At 39.2% G+C, this 17,191-nt stretch carries 17 protein-coding genes and 1 pseudogene; 11 read left to right on the plus strand and 7 right to left on the minus strand.

Annotated elements, in window-relative coordinates:
- The first annotated feature begins 267 nt into the window (after positions 1-267).
- The gene (locus J3L16_RS03415; RefSeq protein ID WP_207611480.1) at positions 268-876 is read left to right on the plus strand and encodes a YitT family protein; all 609 of its coding nucleotides are present in this window, start codon (positions 268-270) and stop codon (positions 874-876) included.
- A gap of 30 nt (positions 877-906) precedes the next feature.
- Here J3L16_RS03415 and J3L16_RS03420 read toward each other — a convergent pair whose 3' ends face one another.
- Positions 907-1,656: a hydratase gene (locus J3L16_RS03420; RefSeq protein ID WP_207611481.1), complete on the minus strand. Its 750-nt coding sequence runs from the start codon at positions 1,654-1,656 to the stop codon at positions 907-909.
- Between the two features lie 170 nt (positions 1,657-1,826).
- On the opposite strand from J3L16_RS03420, the gene J3L16_RS03425 reads away from it, so the two are divergent.
- The gene (locus tag J3L16_RS03425) at positions 1,827-3,281 is read left to right on the plus strand and encodes a cryptochrome/photolyase family protein (protein WP_207611482.1); all 1,455 of its coding nucleotides are present in this window, start codon (positions 1,827-1,829) and stop codon (positions 3,279-3,281) included.
- Between the two features lie 88 nt (positions 3,282-3,369).
- The gene (msrA, locus tag J3L16_RS03430) at positions 3,370-3,966 is read left to right on the plus strand and encodes a peptide-methionine (S)-S-oxide reductase MsrA (protein WP_207611483.1); all 597 of its coding nucleotides are present in this window, start codon (positions 3,370-3,372) and stop codon (positions 3,964-3,966) included.
- 69 nt (positions 3,967-4,035) lie between these two features.
- Here the strand turns inward: msrA and J3L16_RS03435 are convergent, their stop codons facing one another.
- From J3L16_RS03435 to J3L16_RS03445, 3 genes are all read right to left on the minus strand, one after another.
- The gene (locus J3L16_RS03435) at positions 4,036-4,500 is read right to left on the minus strand and encodes an Lrp/AsnC family transcriptional regulator (protein WP_207611484.1); all 465 of its coding nucleotides are present in this window, start codon (positions 4,498-4,500) and stop codon (positions 4,036-4,038) included.
- Between the two features lie 78 nt (positions 4,501-4,578).
- Positions 4,579-5,814, minus strand: a complete 1,236-nt coding sequence (locus J3L16_RS03440; RefSeq protein ID WP_207611485.1) for a cysteine desulfurase-like protein — start codon at positions 5,812-5,814, stop codon at positions 4,579-4,581.
- Positions 5,815-6,468, minus strand: a complete 654-nt coding sequence (locus J3L16_RS03445) for a 2OG-Fe dioxygenase family protein (protein WP_207611486.1) — start codon at positions 6,466-6,468, stop codon at positions 5,815-5,817.
- Positions 6,469-6,699: 231 nt separating this feature from the next.
- On the opposite strand from J3L16_RS03445, the gene J3L16_RS03450 reads away from it, so the two are divergent.
- The 5 genes and pseudogenes from J3L16_RS03450 to J3L16_RS16180 all read left to right on the plus strand — a co-directional run.
- On the plus strand, positions 6,700-7,983 hold the full coding sequence (locus J3L16_RS03450) for a hypothetical protein (protein ID WP_207611487.1): 1,284 nt from the start codon (positions 6,700-6,702) through the stop codon (positions 7,981-7,983).
- 83 nt (positions 7,984-8,066) lie between these two features.
- Positions 8,067-8,561, plus strand: coding sequence for a sigma-70 family RNA polymerase sigma factor (locus J3L16_RS03455; protein ID WP_207611488.1), 495 nt, complete (start codon positions 8,067-8,069; stop codon positions 8,559-8,561).
- Positions 8,554-9,135, plus strand: coding sequence for a hypothetical protein (locus J3L16_RS03460; RefSeq protein WP_207611489.1), 582 nt, complete (start codon positions 8,554-8,556; stop codon positions 9,133-9,135). The genes J3L16_RS03455 and J3L16_RS03460 overlap by 8 nt, the downstream gene beginning before the upstream one ends.
- 65 nt (positions 9,136-9,200) lie before the next feature.
- Complete coding sequence (locus J3L16_RS03465) at positions 9,201-9,449, plus strand: superinfection immunity protein (protein WP_207611490.1); 249 nt, start codon at positions 9,201-9,203, stop codon at positions 9,447-9,449.
- A gap of 34 nt (positions 9,450-9,483) precedes the next feature.
- Positions 9,484-9,669 (plus strand): annotated as a pseudogene (locus tag J3L16_RS16180) (ATP-binding protein); the annotation flags it as partial.
- Here the strand turns inward: J3L16_RS16180 and J3L16_RS03470 are convergent.
- Both J3L16_RS03470 and J3L16_RS03475 read right to left on the minus strand, forming a co-directional pair.
- Entirely contained in the window at positions 9,618-10,322 is a 705-nt protein-coding gene (locus J3L16_RS03470; protein ID WP_242698647.1) for a haloacid dehalogenase type II, read from the minus strand. The pseudogene J3L16_RS16180 and the gene J3L16_RS03470 overlap by 52 nt on opposite strands.
- Before the next feature lie 81 nt (positions 10,323-10,403).
- Positions 10,404-11,651, minus strand: a complete 1,248-nt coding sequence (locus tag J3L16_RS03475) for a glutamate-5-semialdehyde dehydrogenase (protein WP_207611492.1) — start codon at positions 11,649-11,651, stop codon at positions 10,404-10,406.
- Positions 11,652-12,070: 419 nt separating this feature from the next.
- On the opposite strand from J3L16_RS03475, the gene J3L16_RS16395 reads away from it, so the two are divergent.
- Entirely contained in the window at positions 12,071-13,384 is a 1,314-nt protein-coding gene (locus tag J3L16_RS16395; RefSeq protein WP_207611493.1) for a PAS domain-containing methyl-accepting chemotaxis protein, read from the plus strand.
- A gap of 185 nt (positions 13,385-13,569) precedes the next feature.
- On the opposite strand, the gene J3L16_RS03485 is transcribed toward J3L16_RS16395, so the two are convergent.
- A complete protein-coding gene (locus J3L16_RS03485; protein WP_207611494.1) occupies positions 13,570-15,189 on the minus strand; it encodes a methyl-accepting chemotaxis protein in 1,620 nt (539 codons plus the stop codon).
- 347 nt (positions 15,190-15,536) lie between these two features.
- On the opposite strand from J3L16_RS03485, the gene J3L16_RS03490 reads away from it, so the two are divergent.
- Positions 15,537-16,361, plus strand: coding sequence for a methyltransferase (locus J3L16_RS03490; protein WP_242698631.1), 825 nt, complete (start codon positions 15,537-15,539; stop codon positions 16,359-16,361).
- 178 nt (positions 16,362-16,539) lie between these two features.
- The gene (locus J3L16_RS03495) at positions 16,540-17,007 is read left to right on the plus strand and encodes a YHS domain-containing (seleno)protein (RefSeq protein ID WP_207611495.1); all 468 of its coding nucleotides are present in this window, start codon (positions 16,540-16,542) and stop codon (positions 17,005-17,007) included.
- Positions 17,008-17,191: the final 184 nt, after the last annotated feature.

Raw genomic sequence — 17,191 nt, forward strand, 5'->3', positions numbered from 1 at the left:
AAAGCAACTAGATACGATTGCAACATAGGAGACACTTTGCTTTCGAACAGTGCCAAACGCGCTTTTAATACGAGAAATATTTAACATCTTAGATAGACTCAAATGTATGTAATTTGTTACCGAAAGCTTATCATAATGTTTTAATAAAATTAAATCTTCGTATTCGTACTAGAATTATAGAGATTCATCTATTTTATCTCGTAGTATTTCTATAGAAAATTATAATTCTGTCCAATCTCGCCAATAACAACTACAGAGCAAAATCTAATGAGTAATGGAATAATAAGGCTAAATCACAAGTGGTTTGAAGATGTGATGGCACTTGTTATTGGCACCAGCTTTGTGTCCTTTGGTTTGTTTTTCTTAAAGCATGTAGGCATGGTAACCGGTGGTACTGCTGGGCTGTCTCTTTATATTAACTACCAATTCGACACTAATTTTGGCCTCACCTATTTTATCGTGAACCTACCTTTTTACTATTTGGCAATTCGTAGAATGGGCATTGAATTCACACTCAAAACCTTTTGCTCGGTTATATTAGTTTCGGTGTTTTCTAACTTACATGGCCACTTTATTACCTTGAATTACTTAAACCCTGTGTATGGCGCCATTATGGGAAGCTTCTTCTTTGGCATTGGCTTGCTCGTTATCTTCCGCCATAAAGCCAGCTTAGGTGGCGTAAATATTTTAGCCCTCTATTTGCAAGAAAAAACCGGTATTCGAGCTGGTTGGCTAATGATGGGCGTTGATATTTCCATTATTTTAATTTCAGCAACTATCGTTAGCCCATTAGCACTCATATTGTCGGTAATATGCGTAGTGCTACTCAGCTCAATAATCGCACTGAACCATAGAAAAGATCGTTATCTAGTTTAGAACAATGCGATTTTCGTATTTCGTTGAGTGCTATTTGATTTTAAATGTCACTGAATAGTCACCTAAACCGTCGTAACGAATTACGGTTTTTTGGTCAAACTCAAGAGGCACAATGCCTTTAAATGAACCTGTAATAAAGACTTGTTCTGCGCTAAAACTAATACCGCGTTTACTCATAAAGTTCACTAGCCATACAAAACCATCAATGGCCCGTGGGTTAGGGTGAGTGCCGTCCAATTCAAGAGATTGTGATGACTGGGTAATAGTAATTGCTACTTTATGCGCGTTAACAGCCAATCCTTTGTCAATTTCAGGACCAATGTATACCCCCTGATTAATCATGCAATCAGACAAGCTCTCGTAAAAATCTTGTCCTGCACCTTCTTCAAAACGGCGTTGCATAAGCTCTAGTGCCATATGCGCACTACCGATAGCTTCAACCACTTCCTGTTCGGAATAGTCTTCACTACGCGCAGGCAAATCTTTCGCTAGCACAAATCCAATTTCAGGCTCGATGAGTGCTTGGCCCTTATCAGCAAATAGCAACACATCATCGGTCTGATGTTGTAAATTAAAAATAGGCGCTGCAACAATTTTGCCTTCTGCTGGCGGCAACAAACACTTCCATCCAATGGTTGTTTCCATATTGGCCATTTCTGCCTGAATAGCTAGTGCATCATCAATACTCTTTGGTCGTATTGCTTCTACTAATCGCGGGGCTTTCGTTCCGGCTTTACGTCGGCTTAATAATTCTTCAGCAGCTTGTTTAAAAATACTCACGGCTAACTCCACAAAATTGTCATGATTATAGATATATAGCCAAGTTTAACAGTCTTGCCATTAGAAACACACAACCCTTTGTCGCCAAGCCCCCCTGTATTCATGCTTTTAATAAATCCAATTTTGAATATATCCGTAGTAATAAAAAACTAAATACATCTTTTAATATCATGTCCTCAGCCACACTTATTTACCCCCATCAACTATTTGAACATCATCCCGCCATTTCAAAATCTAGGCCTGTATATTTAATTGAAGAACCACTGATATTGACCTACAACCCAATTCACACCGCTAAACTCATGTTGCACAAGTTGACCATGGATGTGTACGAAGGCTTACTTCAAAGCAACGGGCATCAAGTCTATCGAATACGATTACAAGATATTCAGACAAATGCCGACGTTTTCGCGCTTTTACACCAACGAGGTATTCATGAAATTCATGTTGCAGACACCACCGATGCTTATTTAGAAAAAGCCTTGGAACATTCAAATTTACAACGTGTTTGGTATGAAACGCCCTGTTTTTTGCTAACTAAAAACGGTGCACTGTCGCGGTATAAGAAAAGCAAAAAATTCATGGCTAATTTCTATAAAACACTGAGAAAAGATATGAACATTCTCATGGAAGATGGAAAGCCGGTTGGTGGAAAATGGTCGTTTGATGAAGACAATCGAAAAAAAATACCTAAGCAGGAAGTATTGCCAGAAGAAATCGCCTTTATTGAAAGTAGTCGTATTCAGGCTGCCAAAGTATGGGCTGAAAATACATCAGCCGAAACCTATGGTGAAGGCAAGTGCTGGTTACCAACCACCCATTCAGAGGCAAAATCCTATTTCATTCATTTTCTACACCACAGATTTGACAAGTTTGGCCCTTATGAAGATGCCATCACTCAACGTGGAATTCGCCTCTGGCATAGTGGGCTTTCTCCATTAATCAACATTGGTCTACTCACCCCAAAGTACATTGTTAAAACAGCACTGCAATATGCTTGTGAAAATGCGGTTCCAATAAATTCCCTTGAAGGCTTTGTGCGGCAAATTATAGGCTGGAGAGAATTTATAAGAGCAAGTTATGAAAGCGATGGAAATACCATGCGAACCAGTAACTTCTTTCAACATAATAACACTTTGAAACCTCAATTTTGGACAGGTGACACTCAACTTCCTGCGGTTGACAATGCAATCAAGAATGCACTTGATACTGGTTACAATCATCATATCGAACGCTTAATGGTAATGGGTAATGTCATGTTGCTAAGTGAGATTCATCCCAACGAAGTGTATCGCTGGTTTATGGCAATGTATATTGATGCCTATGACTGGGTAATGGTGCCCAACGTTTATGGTATGAGCCAATTCGCCGATGGCGGGAGTTTCGCAACAAAACCCTACATAGCTGGCGCTAATTACATAAAAAAAATGTCTGACTACAAATCAGGAGCATGGGAACAAACATGGACAGGTTTATATTGGCATTTTATCCACAAAAATATCAATATATTTAAAGCGAATCACAGGCTTTCAATGATGCCTAGACTGCTAGAAAAAATGGACGAACAAACTCGTCAGCGTCATTTACGGAGCGCAGAGAAATTTATTTTTCACCAAAAAACGTAACATTTTTGTCACGGTGAATAGTTACAACTACCACCTCGGTCAAATAGGTATAAACTTACAGATTAAGTAAAAAGTAGTAGATACAAAAATGAAATATAAAACCTTATTAATGGCCTGCATTGTTATCAGTGCAATTTTGCCAATCAGCCAAGCTAACGCAGAAAAAATCGTTCTCGCGGGCGGGTGCTTTTGGTGTGTTGAATCAGATTTTGAAAAACTAGAAGGCGTTACCAGTGCTGTATCTGGTTTTACTGGTGGGGATAGCACAAACCCACGCTATAACGGAAATCATAAAGGGCATTATGAAGCCGTAGAAATCACCTACGACCCAGAGGTTGTAAGTTATAAAGAGTTATTAGATTACTTTTGGCTTAGCATCGATCCATTCGATCCCCAAGGACAATTCTGTGACAAAGGGCCTAGCTATAGAACCGCTATTTTTGTAGCGAATGACGAAGAAAGAAAAGCTGCTGAAGCGTCTAAAAAAGCCGTTGCAGAACAATTCCCAAATGAAACCGTAGCAACGGTTATTTTGGACGCAAAAACCTTCCATCCATTAACAGGTAGCGAGAGCTATCATCAGGATTATGCGAAGAACAACCCTATTCGCTATAAATCATATCGCTGGGGCTGTGGCCGAGACAAACGCACTCGTGAAATCTGGGGCGAAAAAGCCATTCACTAGAAAGGCAATATGTAAGTTGCTGGTAGTATTGCTATCGGCAACTCACCTAGTTCATAAAAACTACAAAAACTAAATAGGTAACTCAGTCGTATTCTTTACTTCTGTCATTGCAATATGGCTTTGTGCTTCATGAATATAGGCCAGCTTAAGCAACTTATTTCGCAAAAAGTTTTCGTAACTTTGAATATCTTTAGTGACGACTCGTAACACATAGTCCATGTTTCCCGAAATTGTCCAGCACTCAGCGACTTCGGCATAGCCCACAATGGCCAGTTCAAATTCTTCTAAACTATTCCGCCCATGAGTGGATAGTTTGATGTTGACGAAAGCAACCAATTCACAATCAAGTTTATGCCTGTCTAACAAGGCTACCTTAGATTTAATATAGCCTTCTTGCTGAAGCCTATTAATACGCCGCCAGCAAGGTGATTGGGACAAACCAACCTGCTCTGCAATTTCTGTTGCAGACAAATTGGCGTCTTTTTGTAGTAATTGCAGAATATGAATGTCTATTTTTTGCAATGGCTCAGACATGGCAAATTAACTCTAATAAATACTAAATATTAGATTAGTTATACCCTATTTCTTTGATTTTGAAATTAATAATGCATATTATTTATGTAACAAAATACACTTTTCAAGTAATTCAAAAAAACGCTCTAGTTCACTGACGTTATTATAGTGCATGCAGCCCACACGAATAACGCCACCTATGTCAGTCAAGCCTAACTGCTCATATAAACCTTGTGCGTAAAAATTGCCGTCCCAGATACACACATCATACTGGGCAAAAAACTCAGACACGGCACGAGGTGCAATTCCTTCAATACGAAACGCGAATGTTGGCGTACGATTTTCACTAGAAGACAAGCCAAACAATTTTATCCCAGTAAAACCTTCTAGGTTCGAGAGAAAATGAGCACTCAACATTTTTTCATGCTGAATAATATGCTCGTAACCCGCACAAATACGTTCTCGCCTTGACCTAGTGACAGGTAAATCAGATAAAGACGCAATATAGTCAACTGCAGACACAAACCCAGCCAAAGCTTCGAAACTTTGCGTTCCCGTTTCCCAACGCCCAGGGTTAACGTCTTTTGCCGGCGCAACTTTATAAGGAGAAAGCGAAGACAACACAGACTCCTTGGCAAACAGAACACCAAGGTGAGGACCAAAGTACTTATAAGCCGAACTCACTAAAAAATCACAACCCAGTGCTTGTACATCAACACTTGCATGAGGAACATAATGCACCGCGTCAACATATACTAGTGCTTCAGAATGAGACTTTATGTCCTCAATAACTGCCTTAACATCTACCATTGATCCAGTGGTGTTAGACGCATGAGTTACTGCCACAAATTTTGTTTTTTCGTTGAGCAAGCCTAACAAAGCCTGACGATCTAAGGTGCAATCCGCTTCTACTACAGGAACCTGATGTACAACGACGCCTTTTTCTTCTGCCGCCAAGACCCAAGGTGAAACATTCGAATAATGATCAAGGGCGGTTACAATAACTTCATCGCCACGCTGCCATGTATTAGCAACAGCCCGACTAAAGTGAAACGCTAGCGATGTCGCGTTAGCTCCAAAAACAATATTATTTGCCGACGGTGCATTGTATAAATCAGCCGCAGCCTGCCTAGCATCACTCATCAAACTTTGCGTTTTTTTACTCGTGAAATACGCTCCACCTAAGTTTGCATTACTGCTCCCTAAGTAATTCACCATACTGTTTAATACACAATTTGGCACTTGGGAGCCACCAGGGCCATCTAAGAAAATGGGAACAACACCGTCATTTTCTTGCTGTAATGCAGGAAACTGGTCTCGAATATGATCTTTCATCTACACTTTCGCCGTTAACACGAATATATCCATGCTTCCTTCATGGCCCTCTTCAGGAAAAATAGTCGCTGCACTGTGCCAAAAGCGTTTGTCATTAAGTACCACAAACTCACCTTTATCAAAGGTGTGATTTATAAACGGCGCATCATTTTTGTTTAAATGAATACGCAAATTCCCGCCGGCTTTTAAGTGCTCTCGTTGAATAACGAAAATACCAATACGGTCGAAACCATCTTGGTGAACGCCTTCAGGTGCAACGGCAGTTTCTTTATTTTCTTTCGCTAAAATACGCAACTGGTGTACTTCAATATCAGCATCATCATTAACATGAGCCATATTCTTAAAATGCTGAAACATCTCAACAAAGGCAGCGCTATTAATTATTTCGTCTTCAATTTCTTCATAACGCCTAACCACTCCACCTTGAAATGTGTTTAATTCTTCTGACTGCACAAAGTCTTTCTGAGGTAAATGCGTTAAAGATTGGTCTGAAAAGGTAAAGTGAGAAAACCGTCTTAAGCGAAATTCGCCGTCCAAATAAGGGTTAGGTGGTAAATTATCGAATGATTTTGCCAATATCTGAGTATGGTCAACACTTAACTGCCCTAGTTCTAAGTAAAACTGACTTGTGTTGACTGTATCTGAAGTACCCATAACACACCTTCCAACTATTCTATTGAGATGTAAAAATAATATAGCTAAACCATGGGATTTGGTTTGTTAATTAGACAATAAATCCTTACTTGAGAACATAATTTATGTTAACAAAACCTATTTTTCGAATAAAAATCGTTTTTCCCTTGTAAATCTAGCTTATTGAAAGTGCAAGCTGAATGAGAAACACTTACACTGATTCTATTGATTTTTATTTGAGGTTGTTGAGTTATGAAGCGTTACTTTGCCTTTAGCATGGCCGTCATTTTTATTCTTATTTCGTCAGCCATAGGCTTAATATGGTTTAGTGTGGAGAGTGAGCCCAGAATAACCACCGACTCTATTCAATATTTAAATAGTGCCGATCATGTAGCTCCCTTACTGAAACAGATACAAACAATCCTTGAAAACCCCAATATTGAAACTCGTATCGATGTTACTCAAACTCAAATAAGCAGCATTCAAGGGTTGATCCAAAGAGCTAGTAATAAATTTAGAGCAAAGAGTGAAATCAAAAGTAACGCAGCTAGCATCAATATGACATACGCCTTTACAGTAAGAGGTGTTAAGCGGTTTATTAATTTACAAATAATCATTGCGGCTGGAGAAGGGCTAACAATCAATAAATTAAAAGTGGGCCATATTAGCTATTCTGGTTGGTTTGCAAAGTTCGTTGCTAAACACAGTATTAATTTATATACCAAGAGTAACCTTGCCACTGAATTACTGAACAGCGTTGAGAAGATTACATTAGATGAAAATGCCATTCAGTTTAAGCTAAAGGCCGTTGACAAAGTGTTTGCAGAACTAATGCTCATTGACACAGAAGAGCCATCTGAACGGGATAAAGAACTGCAAAAATACACTGCCTTATTTTTGAGTGAATTAAACAACTTCCACACTAACAACACCTTTGAACAATTATCTTTAAATAACTACATCAACTTCGTATTTAAACTCGCTGAGGAAAACAGCAATAATAATGCTGTTTTAGTTAACGAAGCTGCAATACTCAGTCTTGCTATTTTTGCGGGCGATAGTCGCTTGAGTCAACTATTTAAAAACCTGTCTTTCGACCCCGAAAATGCCAACTCTTTTAAAAATAGACCGACGCTAGCGGATAGAACCGACCTCGCACAGCACTTTATTATCTCTGCAGCGTTGCATGTTATTTCCCGCAAAAATATAGCTCTGGCCATTGGTGAGTTTAAAGAACTGATGGACCGAGCACCCAGTGGAACCGGTTATAGTTTTCTTGACCTCGCGGCTGACAGGGCGGGTGTGGCATTCGCAGAACAAGCAACAAATAATCTCAAATCCGCTGTTATTCTTAAAAGATTGTCGTCAGGCGTATCCGAAGACGCGTACCTACCTAAATTAAACAGATTAAGTGAAGGGTTACATAAGCAAGCGTTTGTTGATAAATACACGCAAGTTGATAGCGCCGAATATAAAAAAGACGTCAACTTAATTAAAGCCCGTATTCGCACACTTTCATTGTACGCTGAAAATTAAATCATCAATTAATCCATTTTTTTTGTAATAAAAAAGATGTGCGAATGACTATAGTATTTTTTACTTATCTAGCGCGATAGAACATGGACTTTTCTACGGTATTGTCTGAGCATCAAGGTTTGCTCAGCCGTGTTGCCAATAGTTATGAAGCCGACCCTGAATTGCAAAAAGAACTCTTTCAAGAAATTTCCATAGCAGTATGGCAGGCTTTGCGTTCCTTTAAACAAGAATCGAGTATTAAAACCTATATTTTACGAATTGCTCATAACCGCGCAGTAAGCCATGTTGCAAAAGAAGTTCGTACTGTCAGAAGCAATAATGTAGATAACCAGGATGTCACAGGCTTATTTCAAAAAATTGACTGCACAGAGCAAAAAGCCACACACCACCAGCAAATAGAACACATGTTAACGGCTGTTCGCCAACTCAAACTGCCTGCGCGACAAATATTTACCATGTCTATGGAAGGGTTGAGTTACCAAGAAATTTCAGACAACACAGGTTTAAGCGTCAGTAATGTTGGCGCAATTATTAACCGTTCCAAAGCCTTGGTGCTAAAGGAAATAAATCATGATTGAAACCGAAAACAGTAGCGATATTGAGCTACAAAAATTGTGGCAGAAGCAAACTATTTCCCCTCTTGACCTAAACGATATTCGTCGCAGAGCAACGCTTCAAACGAGAAAACAACGATTTTATCTTGCATTGGACATCATCAGCTTATCGCCGTGGTTACTCTTTTTTATAATTGATATAGAGCTGCCGCCCAGCCAGAAAGTATTTCTTTTTGTGTTTATGATCATGTCATTACTAACATTACTATACATAATAAAACTACGCTGGACTTCCTTGCGCTCGATGAACAAAAATACCGGGGATTATTCATTGCGATTATTGCAGCAATTGAAAAATAACCAACGCCTTGCTTATATTAATAAGCCCATCAGTTTTATCGTTATTCTTGGCTCTGCCTGTATGGAGCCAGTGTCCTATTTATTGGGTGAAATAACCTTAGCTCAAGCCATGTATAAAGGGGCTATCAGCTTTGCAATATTAGCAGCAAGCCTTGGACCTTGGGTGTGGTGGTTTCATCGACGAGAAAAGCGTTTCGAAAGAGAAGCAGCAGAATTGAGCCGTATTTTAAAAATTTAAAATAAAATGTAATAAATGCCTAGCGACTTTGACTATAAAGCTAACGTCACTTTTAAGGTTACATTATGGAAAAATTAACTAATTTCTACGAAACCACGCCGTTATGGATGTTTTCTATTGGTATTATTGCCTTGTTATTCGTGTGGTTTTTACCTGTTTTACTCGCCGCATTTTTTAATCGAAAACACCTAAAACTCATTGCTATGGCCTGCATTCCTGCGGTTTTTTCAGTTATCGCTTGGACCGGTATTCTTGTATGGTCTGTTACTGGAAAGGTATGGAACAAAAAAGAACAGCCTACTGCACAGCCTTAAAATAAAGTGTCCGCTACGGACACTTGGCTTTTCATTCTATTCAACTAAGCAATTTGGCAGCGGTTTAGATTTAGCACTTTGCAGGGAAATCACCGACGCTCACCACGGAAAAATACTGCTTCAAAATCGCAATAAGGGCGGCGTCAGTGTAAGGGTTTATTGGAATTTTTATAACGTCTTGAGTAAATCAACCAGTTCGTTTAAATCATTCACAAGATAGTCAGGCTTGTCGGCCAAAGGATAAAGTTGCTTACCGGGACGAGCAATAAATGCCGTTTGTAATCCCGCAGACTTCGCCCCAGCAATATCCCAACCATGGGCTGCAACCATTAATGCCTCTTCAGGCTTAACATTCATTTGTTCTAAGGCCCAGCGATATGCACGTAAGTCGGGTTTATACACACCAATATCTTCTACACTTAGCCTTTTTGAAAAGAAATGAGTTAGTTTTGCGTGTTCAAACTGTGCTCTAACGCCAGCATTAGAACTATTTGTTAAACTGATAATGGTGTAGCCTGCGTCATTTAAAGCCGCTAGCCCTTCTTTCACATCGGGATGAGGCGGCAATGAGAGTAGTGGTGGAACAATGGCTTGTTTTGCTTGCTCATCACTTATCTCAATGCCATTGTTACGGGCAACCATTTGTAATGCAGCAACACCTATAGTGCCAAAATCATTCCATTCGCCTCGAGTTGTATCGACTAACGAGTGGTGCAACATAGTTGAAAACCACAAAGGCAATAACTCTTCTTTTCCGCCTAACGCTTTACCCACTGACTCTCTCATAGAATCTAAGTCAAGCAAGGTTTCATTCACGTCAAAAATGATAACTTTCGGTTTGTTCAGCTCTTGGGCGTTACTTATTGTCGTCATAAAAACCGCCGTCACTAATAAAAAAGAAAAAATCGCCTTCATGGGTACTCCAATACGTTTACTTACCTTAGTAAAGGGTACTTAGGTTCTTACTTGTCCTGTACCGTTTACTAAGAATTTTTCTGTTGTAAGCGATTCTAATCCCATAGGGCCATATGCGTGTAGTTTTGTCGTTGCAATGCCAATTTCTGCGCCCAATCCCAGTTCACTACCATCAGAAAACCGTGACGATGCATTTACCATTACTACTGACGCATCAACCGTTTGCTGAAAAATTGCCCCTGTACGTTCATCTTCAGTGGCAATAACTTCAGTATGATTACTACCAAACTCTGCAATGTGATCCAACGCACTGTTAAGGCTATCAACCACTCGAATAGCAATTTCTAAGCACAGGTATTCCTTACCAAAATCACTATCACTGATCACATGATCACAAGTGATATAGTTCGCTGTTTTTTCACAACCGTTAATTACAACCTTGCGTTCCCGTAACTCTTTACTTGCCAGAGCTAAAAACTGCTCAGCAATATCTGCATGCACAACAAGGCATTCCAATGCATTGCACACACCTGTTCGCTGGGTTTTACCATTAACGAGTAAGTCGATGGCTTTTTGGAAGTCAGCCTGCTTATCCACATAAAGGTGACATACACCTTGGAAGTGCTGAATAACAGGCACCCTACTGTTGTCAGTCACGAAATTAATGAGGCCTTCTCCTCCCCGAGGAATGATGACATCGATGTACTTATCCTGTTGCATCAGCTCCATCATTAACCCTCTATCTGGATCTGGAACAACGGTAATAATTTGCGGTGGTAAATTAAACTCTTCTAGTACGGCTTGCATGATTGAAGCAATTTTAAGGCTGGTCGTCAGGGCTTCTTTTCCGCCTCTTAAAATCACTGCGTTTCCTGATTTTAAGCATAATGCCCCTGCGTCTGCAGTCACATTTGGTCGCGCTTCGTAAATCATGCAAACCACGCCTAAAGGCACACGCATTTTATTAATTTCAATGCCATTAGGTCGGGTGTCTAAATGACGGGTTTTCCCCACAGGGTCAGGCAAACTTGCAACCGTTTCTAAACCTTCCGCCATGGCTTCGATTCGTTCAGCATTTAGGGTTAAGCGATCTAGCATTGCTTCACCCGTCCCATTTTCCCTTGCGACAGCCACTTCTTGTGTATTCGTTTCAATAATACCACTGGCATTATCTCTCAACCTTTGAGCAATTGTTCGCAGGACCTGATTCTTTGTTTCTTCGTCAACTACGGCCAAGGCACGAGATGCATGTGAGGCTTCTCGTGATAGCGTTTCAATCAAACTCATTATTCCTCCAGTCTTGCGGCATTTTTTTCGGATAGTAGGGCTGAATCCAATTACGAATTCTTTGGCTGCTTCGTAACCTTTATCTGCATAAACAAAAGATAAGGTTGTAAACAGCGGTAATAGTGTAATTTTGCCATAACTAGCATATTTTGTCGTATGTTATCGGCATGAACCTTTGCTTATCTAACGTCGTTGTGAAAAATCCAATATTCACTTACTGAGTACAAATTTAAATCTTCTCAGCTAACATTTTTAATTGCTCAGAAAGCAGTTATGTCAGAGGAACTCCTCAGTTTATCAGGCGTGGGAATAAACCAAACGAAAAGTAAGAATTAAATTTTTTCTTAGGTTTATTGAGCAAAATTTAAACTAACTGCTATTTTTAAATACAGGACATTTCAAATTATAGGACGGTTGACATGTTTTTTAATAAAGCACTCCTTGAAGAGAACAAACATTTAAAAGCTCAAATACATAATTTTGAAACCGCAGTCGAGTCAATGCGTGATGAAATGGCGTATTTTGAACTAGATCACTCTGGCACTATTACAAAAGCAAATAAAAATGCCCTGAGTATTTTAGGCTATTCAGAAGACGAACTTTTGAATAAAAAACTTACATCATTTGTTTGTAATTCAGTTGTATCTAAAGAACACATCCAAAAATTTATTCGCGCAATCGATAGATCTCAACATTGGCATGGTGCACTACAACTGACCGCAAAAGATAAATCAGAATCGTGGTTGAGATCCATAGTTCAACCCTTTACCCACAACAGAACTCAGCAAGTGCACTTTGCTCTTTTTGCCAACGAATTAACCCGCACCATTGCAGAATCAAGAGAGCACCACGATATGCTCAGCGCATTGGAACGATCCACTGCGGTTATTGAATTCGATTTAGAAGGTAATATTCTAAAAGCAAATGATAACTTCCTAGCAACGATGAAATACAACGAAGCCGATATTATTGGTCACCATCACAGAATATTTTGCTCTGCGGAAATGTCGGCATCTAAAGAATACGTTGAATTTTGGAACTCTCTGAGAAAAGGCACCATTATTTCTGACAGATTCGTCCGCTTAGACAGCGGTGGTAATGAAGTGTGGTTAGAGGCATCTTACAACCCCATTTACAATGAAAAAGGCGACCTCTATAAAGTTGTAAAATTTGCAACCAATATTACTGATCAGATGAATCAGGAAAAAGCCATATCCGAAGCAGCGAATATTGCTTTTTCTATCTCCAAGAATATGGGCGAATACGCAACTCAAGGCCGAGATGTGGTTAATGAAAATTTAACAACTATGAATTTGTTATCAGAACAAATAGGTACGGCTAGCCAAGGTATTAAAGACTTAGACGAACAATCTCAAAAGGTTGCCGAACTAGTTCAGAGTATTAGCGGTATCGCAGACCAAACGAACCTACTTGCGCTGAATGCAGCAATAGAAGCAGCACGAGCTGGCGACCAGGGTCGAGGTTTTGCCGTTGTTGCAGACGAAGTAAGGCAACTTGCCTCTAGAACAAGTAAAGCCACCGAAGAAATTGTGGATGTTGTATCGGAAAATCGCAAGTTGACCGAAAATGCAGTACAACAAATAGAGGCGGGCCAAGATCAAGCCACCCAAGCCCTTGGTTATTCCAAGGAATCAGGACAAGTGATTAAACAAATACAAAAAGGGTCGGAAGAAGTTGTAGAAGCAATCGGTCAGTTCACACGAAAATTATAAGCCAATATTTATGCACTGGAATTTTCCGGTGCATTCACTGAAACTTATCTGTTTCACGTCAAAGTGCATATCAGTTTACTCGTAAATACGCCTCGTAACCCAGCTGTTTGGCTGCCAGAATGAAGAAGGGTAAACACAAATACCAATGATTTATCGGTATTTGTGTAAATTTTTAGATGAGCTTTTTAGTATTTAAACTGTTGCATGATACGAGCAAAGTCTTTAGCTAATTTTTCTAGAGAAATACTTACTTCACCAAGCTGCCCTGCACTCTTAGTTGTTTCTCCTGTACGATGATTTATATCATCAACATTGGACGCAATAGAGCTAGCAACAGTTTGTTGTTGACCAGTCACTTTTACAATTTGGTCATTCATATCAGTGATCCTAGCAATAGTTTCATTAATTACTTTTAAACTATCGCCCGCCTTGTTCGCTTCTTCAACACTCATAGTTGCTTGCTCTGAACCTTTATCCATAGCAGAAACCGCAGATCGTGCCGCATCTTGAAGTTGTTCGATGGTTTGCTGAATTTCTTCGGTAGATTTTTGTGTTCTTGATGCAAGCGTTCTTACTTCATCAGCAACAACCGCAAAACCTCTACCTTGCTCACCAGCTCTTGCAGCTTCAATAGCTGCATTTAATGCAAGTAAGTTTGTTTGTTCAGCGATACCTTTAATAACATCGAGTACAACACCAACTTGAATTGAATCTTGCTCTAGTTTTCTCACAACTTCCGCTGACTCTTCTACGCCAGTAGCAAGAGTTTGAATACTCGACACTGTGGTATCAACTACTTTTTGCCCATCAGAAGCCGCGGTATATGCATCACCTGCCGCCCCAGCTGCTTCGTTAGCAATATTTGATACATCATTTACACTCTGGGTTAGATCTTCTACCGCATTTTTAGCCGATGCCGCAGCACTTTTCTGAGCTGAAATGGTTTGCTGAGTGTTAGTCGATACGTTGTTCAAGCTACCCGCTAAATTTGACAGAGGGTTTGATGAATCACCTATATCTTTAACTACCGATTGTAACTTTTGAATAAATTGATTAAACCAATGAACCAAATCACCAATCTCATCAGTATTACTCATATTTAATCGAACGGTTAAATCCCCTTCTTCTTGAGCAATATTCTTCAGTGACTGAACAACGGTGTCGATACTACTTCTCAAATTAGACACGATTGGAACAGCAACGACGAATAACAGAATAGCTGTCACGCCCCCAACTACAAAACCCTTAACGATTAATGATTCAGCTGCATCATTCGAGTCTTGAATCGCCTCTTTGAAATTTGCTAACCGCTGGTCATAAAAAAGAGTCAAATTGTTTGTTGCAACTTCAAAATCTTGGTTCATTTTGGCGGCTTGCTCGCCTATTTTCGAGAAATCAGCGGTACCTGCAACCATAGATTCGCTCACGGTATATGCGGTTGAATAATAATTGTCAAAATCAGCAAGTATTTTATCTGCTTCAAGACCTAATTTCTGAGAAATTGGACTAATAGCCTTAAGTTCTAAACGCACGTTTTCGGCTAATTCTAATGCTTTATCAAGTCCATCTTCATCTCCAGTAGTCACAGCTCCACTGAACGCATTTTGCACCCCAGCCATATCATTAAGCGCATTTTTTGACGCTAACAAGACAGGAAACTGAATATCCTTGGCATTATTTAACAACTCAACGTTGTTACGAGCCGTAGTACTAGTTATCGTTAAATAAATGATAAACATAACAATACTGACTATCGGGATAAAAAACAGCTTCTTGGCTATCGATATTTTTGCTAAAAAATTCATATCCAAACCTTTAATTTATTTATTTCTCTAGACCACAAAAACACTGAAATCTAGTTGCTTCATGCAAATGTAAAAACCCATTTTATTCATTGAATAATCAGTTTTACATCGCATATATTTCTAGTAACAGATATGAGTCTAGACCAATAAATAAGAGTTTGCTTCGAACCCACCATTAAAACTGGAAAATTTTAAGCCATACAAAATCACAATTTTTTTGGCTTAATTGAATGAATTAATTACAATCGCCGTATTGATAGTCCACTTTATCGTTTTTTTTAGCATTTCTTTAAAAGATGGCATATTGTTTGAAATCATATAAAAAGCCAGGTTGAGTATCTTTTATCATGAATATCAACTGCTCAATATGGCGTAACCCTCATGAAAAAGATTCAATGAACCCCATTCAACACCCGGAGAATAGTATGCGTTTAATGCAAGGGCTCGTATTAGCAGCATTAGTAAGTTCTTTTAGCTCATTGGCGACTACGCTTAATGATTCCCTAACTGAACTAGAAATTTCTGAACTTAAAACTCTAATTAACAGTGATAAGCGTACAGATAAACAAAAACAACGAAATAAATACCGTCACCCATTAGAAACACTTACTTTCTTTGGTGTTAAAGAAAATCATACTGTTGTAGAAATCTGGCCAGGGGGCAAAGGTGGTTGGTACCGTTCAATTTTAGAGCCGTATATTGAAGGCACAGGCCTTTACGTTCCAGTGCGCAGTTCAGACGACTTTCCTGAACCTATTGATAAAGTTGCCGATAATTCGGCTGACAGAGTACTAGTGTTTAGGGCTCACGGATTCATGATTTACGACAACCCAGCACAAGCGTATTTCGATTCTTTGTATAAAATGCTTAAGCCTGGCGGCATATTTGGCATAGTCGATCACCGAGGAAACGAAGCGATTCCGCAAGATCCCAAAGGTGAAAACGGGTATGTAAACCAAAGTCATGTGATTAAATTAGCTGAAAAAGCAGGGTTTGTATTAGTTGATTCTGCCGAAATCAATGCTAACGCCAAAGACACGAAAGATTACCCCAAAGGTTTGTACTCTCTTCCACCTTCACTAAGAGGCTCAATGTTTGATTCAGAGCTTCGCAAGCAAGTGCTAGCCATAGGTGAAAGTGATCGAATGACGTTAAAGTTCACAAAAAAATAAACTTAAGTTAAACCTTAATACTATTAACTAAAAGCCTACCTTGTAATAAATATGGGTAGGCTTTTTTGAATTCTGCGATAAACACATCTACTCTTTTCCTGTAAAAAAAATAACACTAGTGAAATAAAAGTCGAGATATCCCTATCTTCTTCGTTAGTACAACTAAATTGAGATTGTTATGAAAAAAAATATATTAATGTTTATCGTTATGATGGTAATCATGCCATTTGCCAATGCAGCTGAGCCTGAAATTTTCTTAAAGAAAAGCTGGGACTATGCAATTGACGGGTATGACACTGTAGCTTACTTTACCGAAGGTAAACCTGTTGTAGGTAATGATGCGTTTGTAACCGAGTACAAAGATGTTAAATGGCGCTTTTCAAGTGCTGAAAACTTAGCGAAATTTAAAGCAGACCCAGATATGTACCGTCCTCAATACGGTGGTCACTGTGCTTATGGTCTTGGTAAAAACGCTGCTTTAGTTAAAGGCGACCCTGAAGTATGGAAAATTGACGACGGTAAACTTTACCTAAATCTTAGTAGCCGCCTTCAGAAGAAATGGATAAAAGATCAAGATTTCTATATCACACATGCTGATGCTATTTGGCCTCGTGTATTAACTGAAGAAGTAGAAGTTGATTGGTAAGCAAAAAGTAAACTGACTTTTCTTATTGAAGCCTAGAAGATATCTATCTTTTAGGCTTTTTCATTTTAGCCCTATCGTTGTTAGCTGCCTTTTTGTTAGGAAAGATCAACACGCCCTAGTTGTATACATGATACTGGTCGTTTATTCTCTTCGTGCCCAGTCAATCTAAATACTTCAAATCAGG

Origin of the sequence: Alteromonas sp. 5E99-2, assembly GCF_017368475.1 — a bacterium.
In the GTDB taxonomy this organism is placed as follows: Bacteria; Pseudomonadota; Gammaproteobacteria; order Enterobacterales; family Alteromonadaceae; genus Alteromonas_F.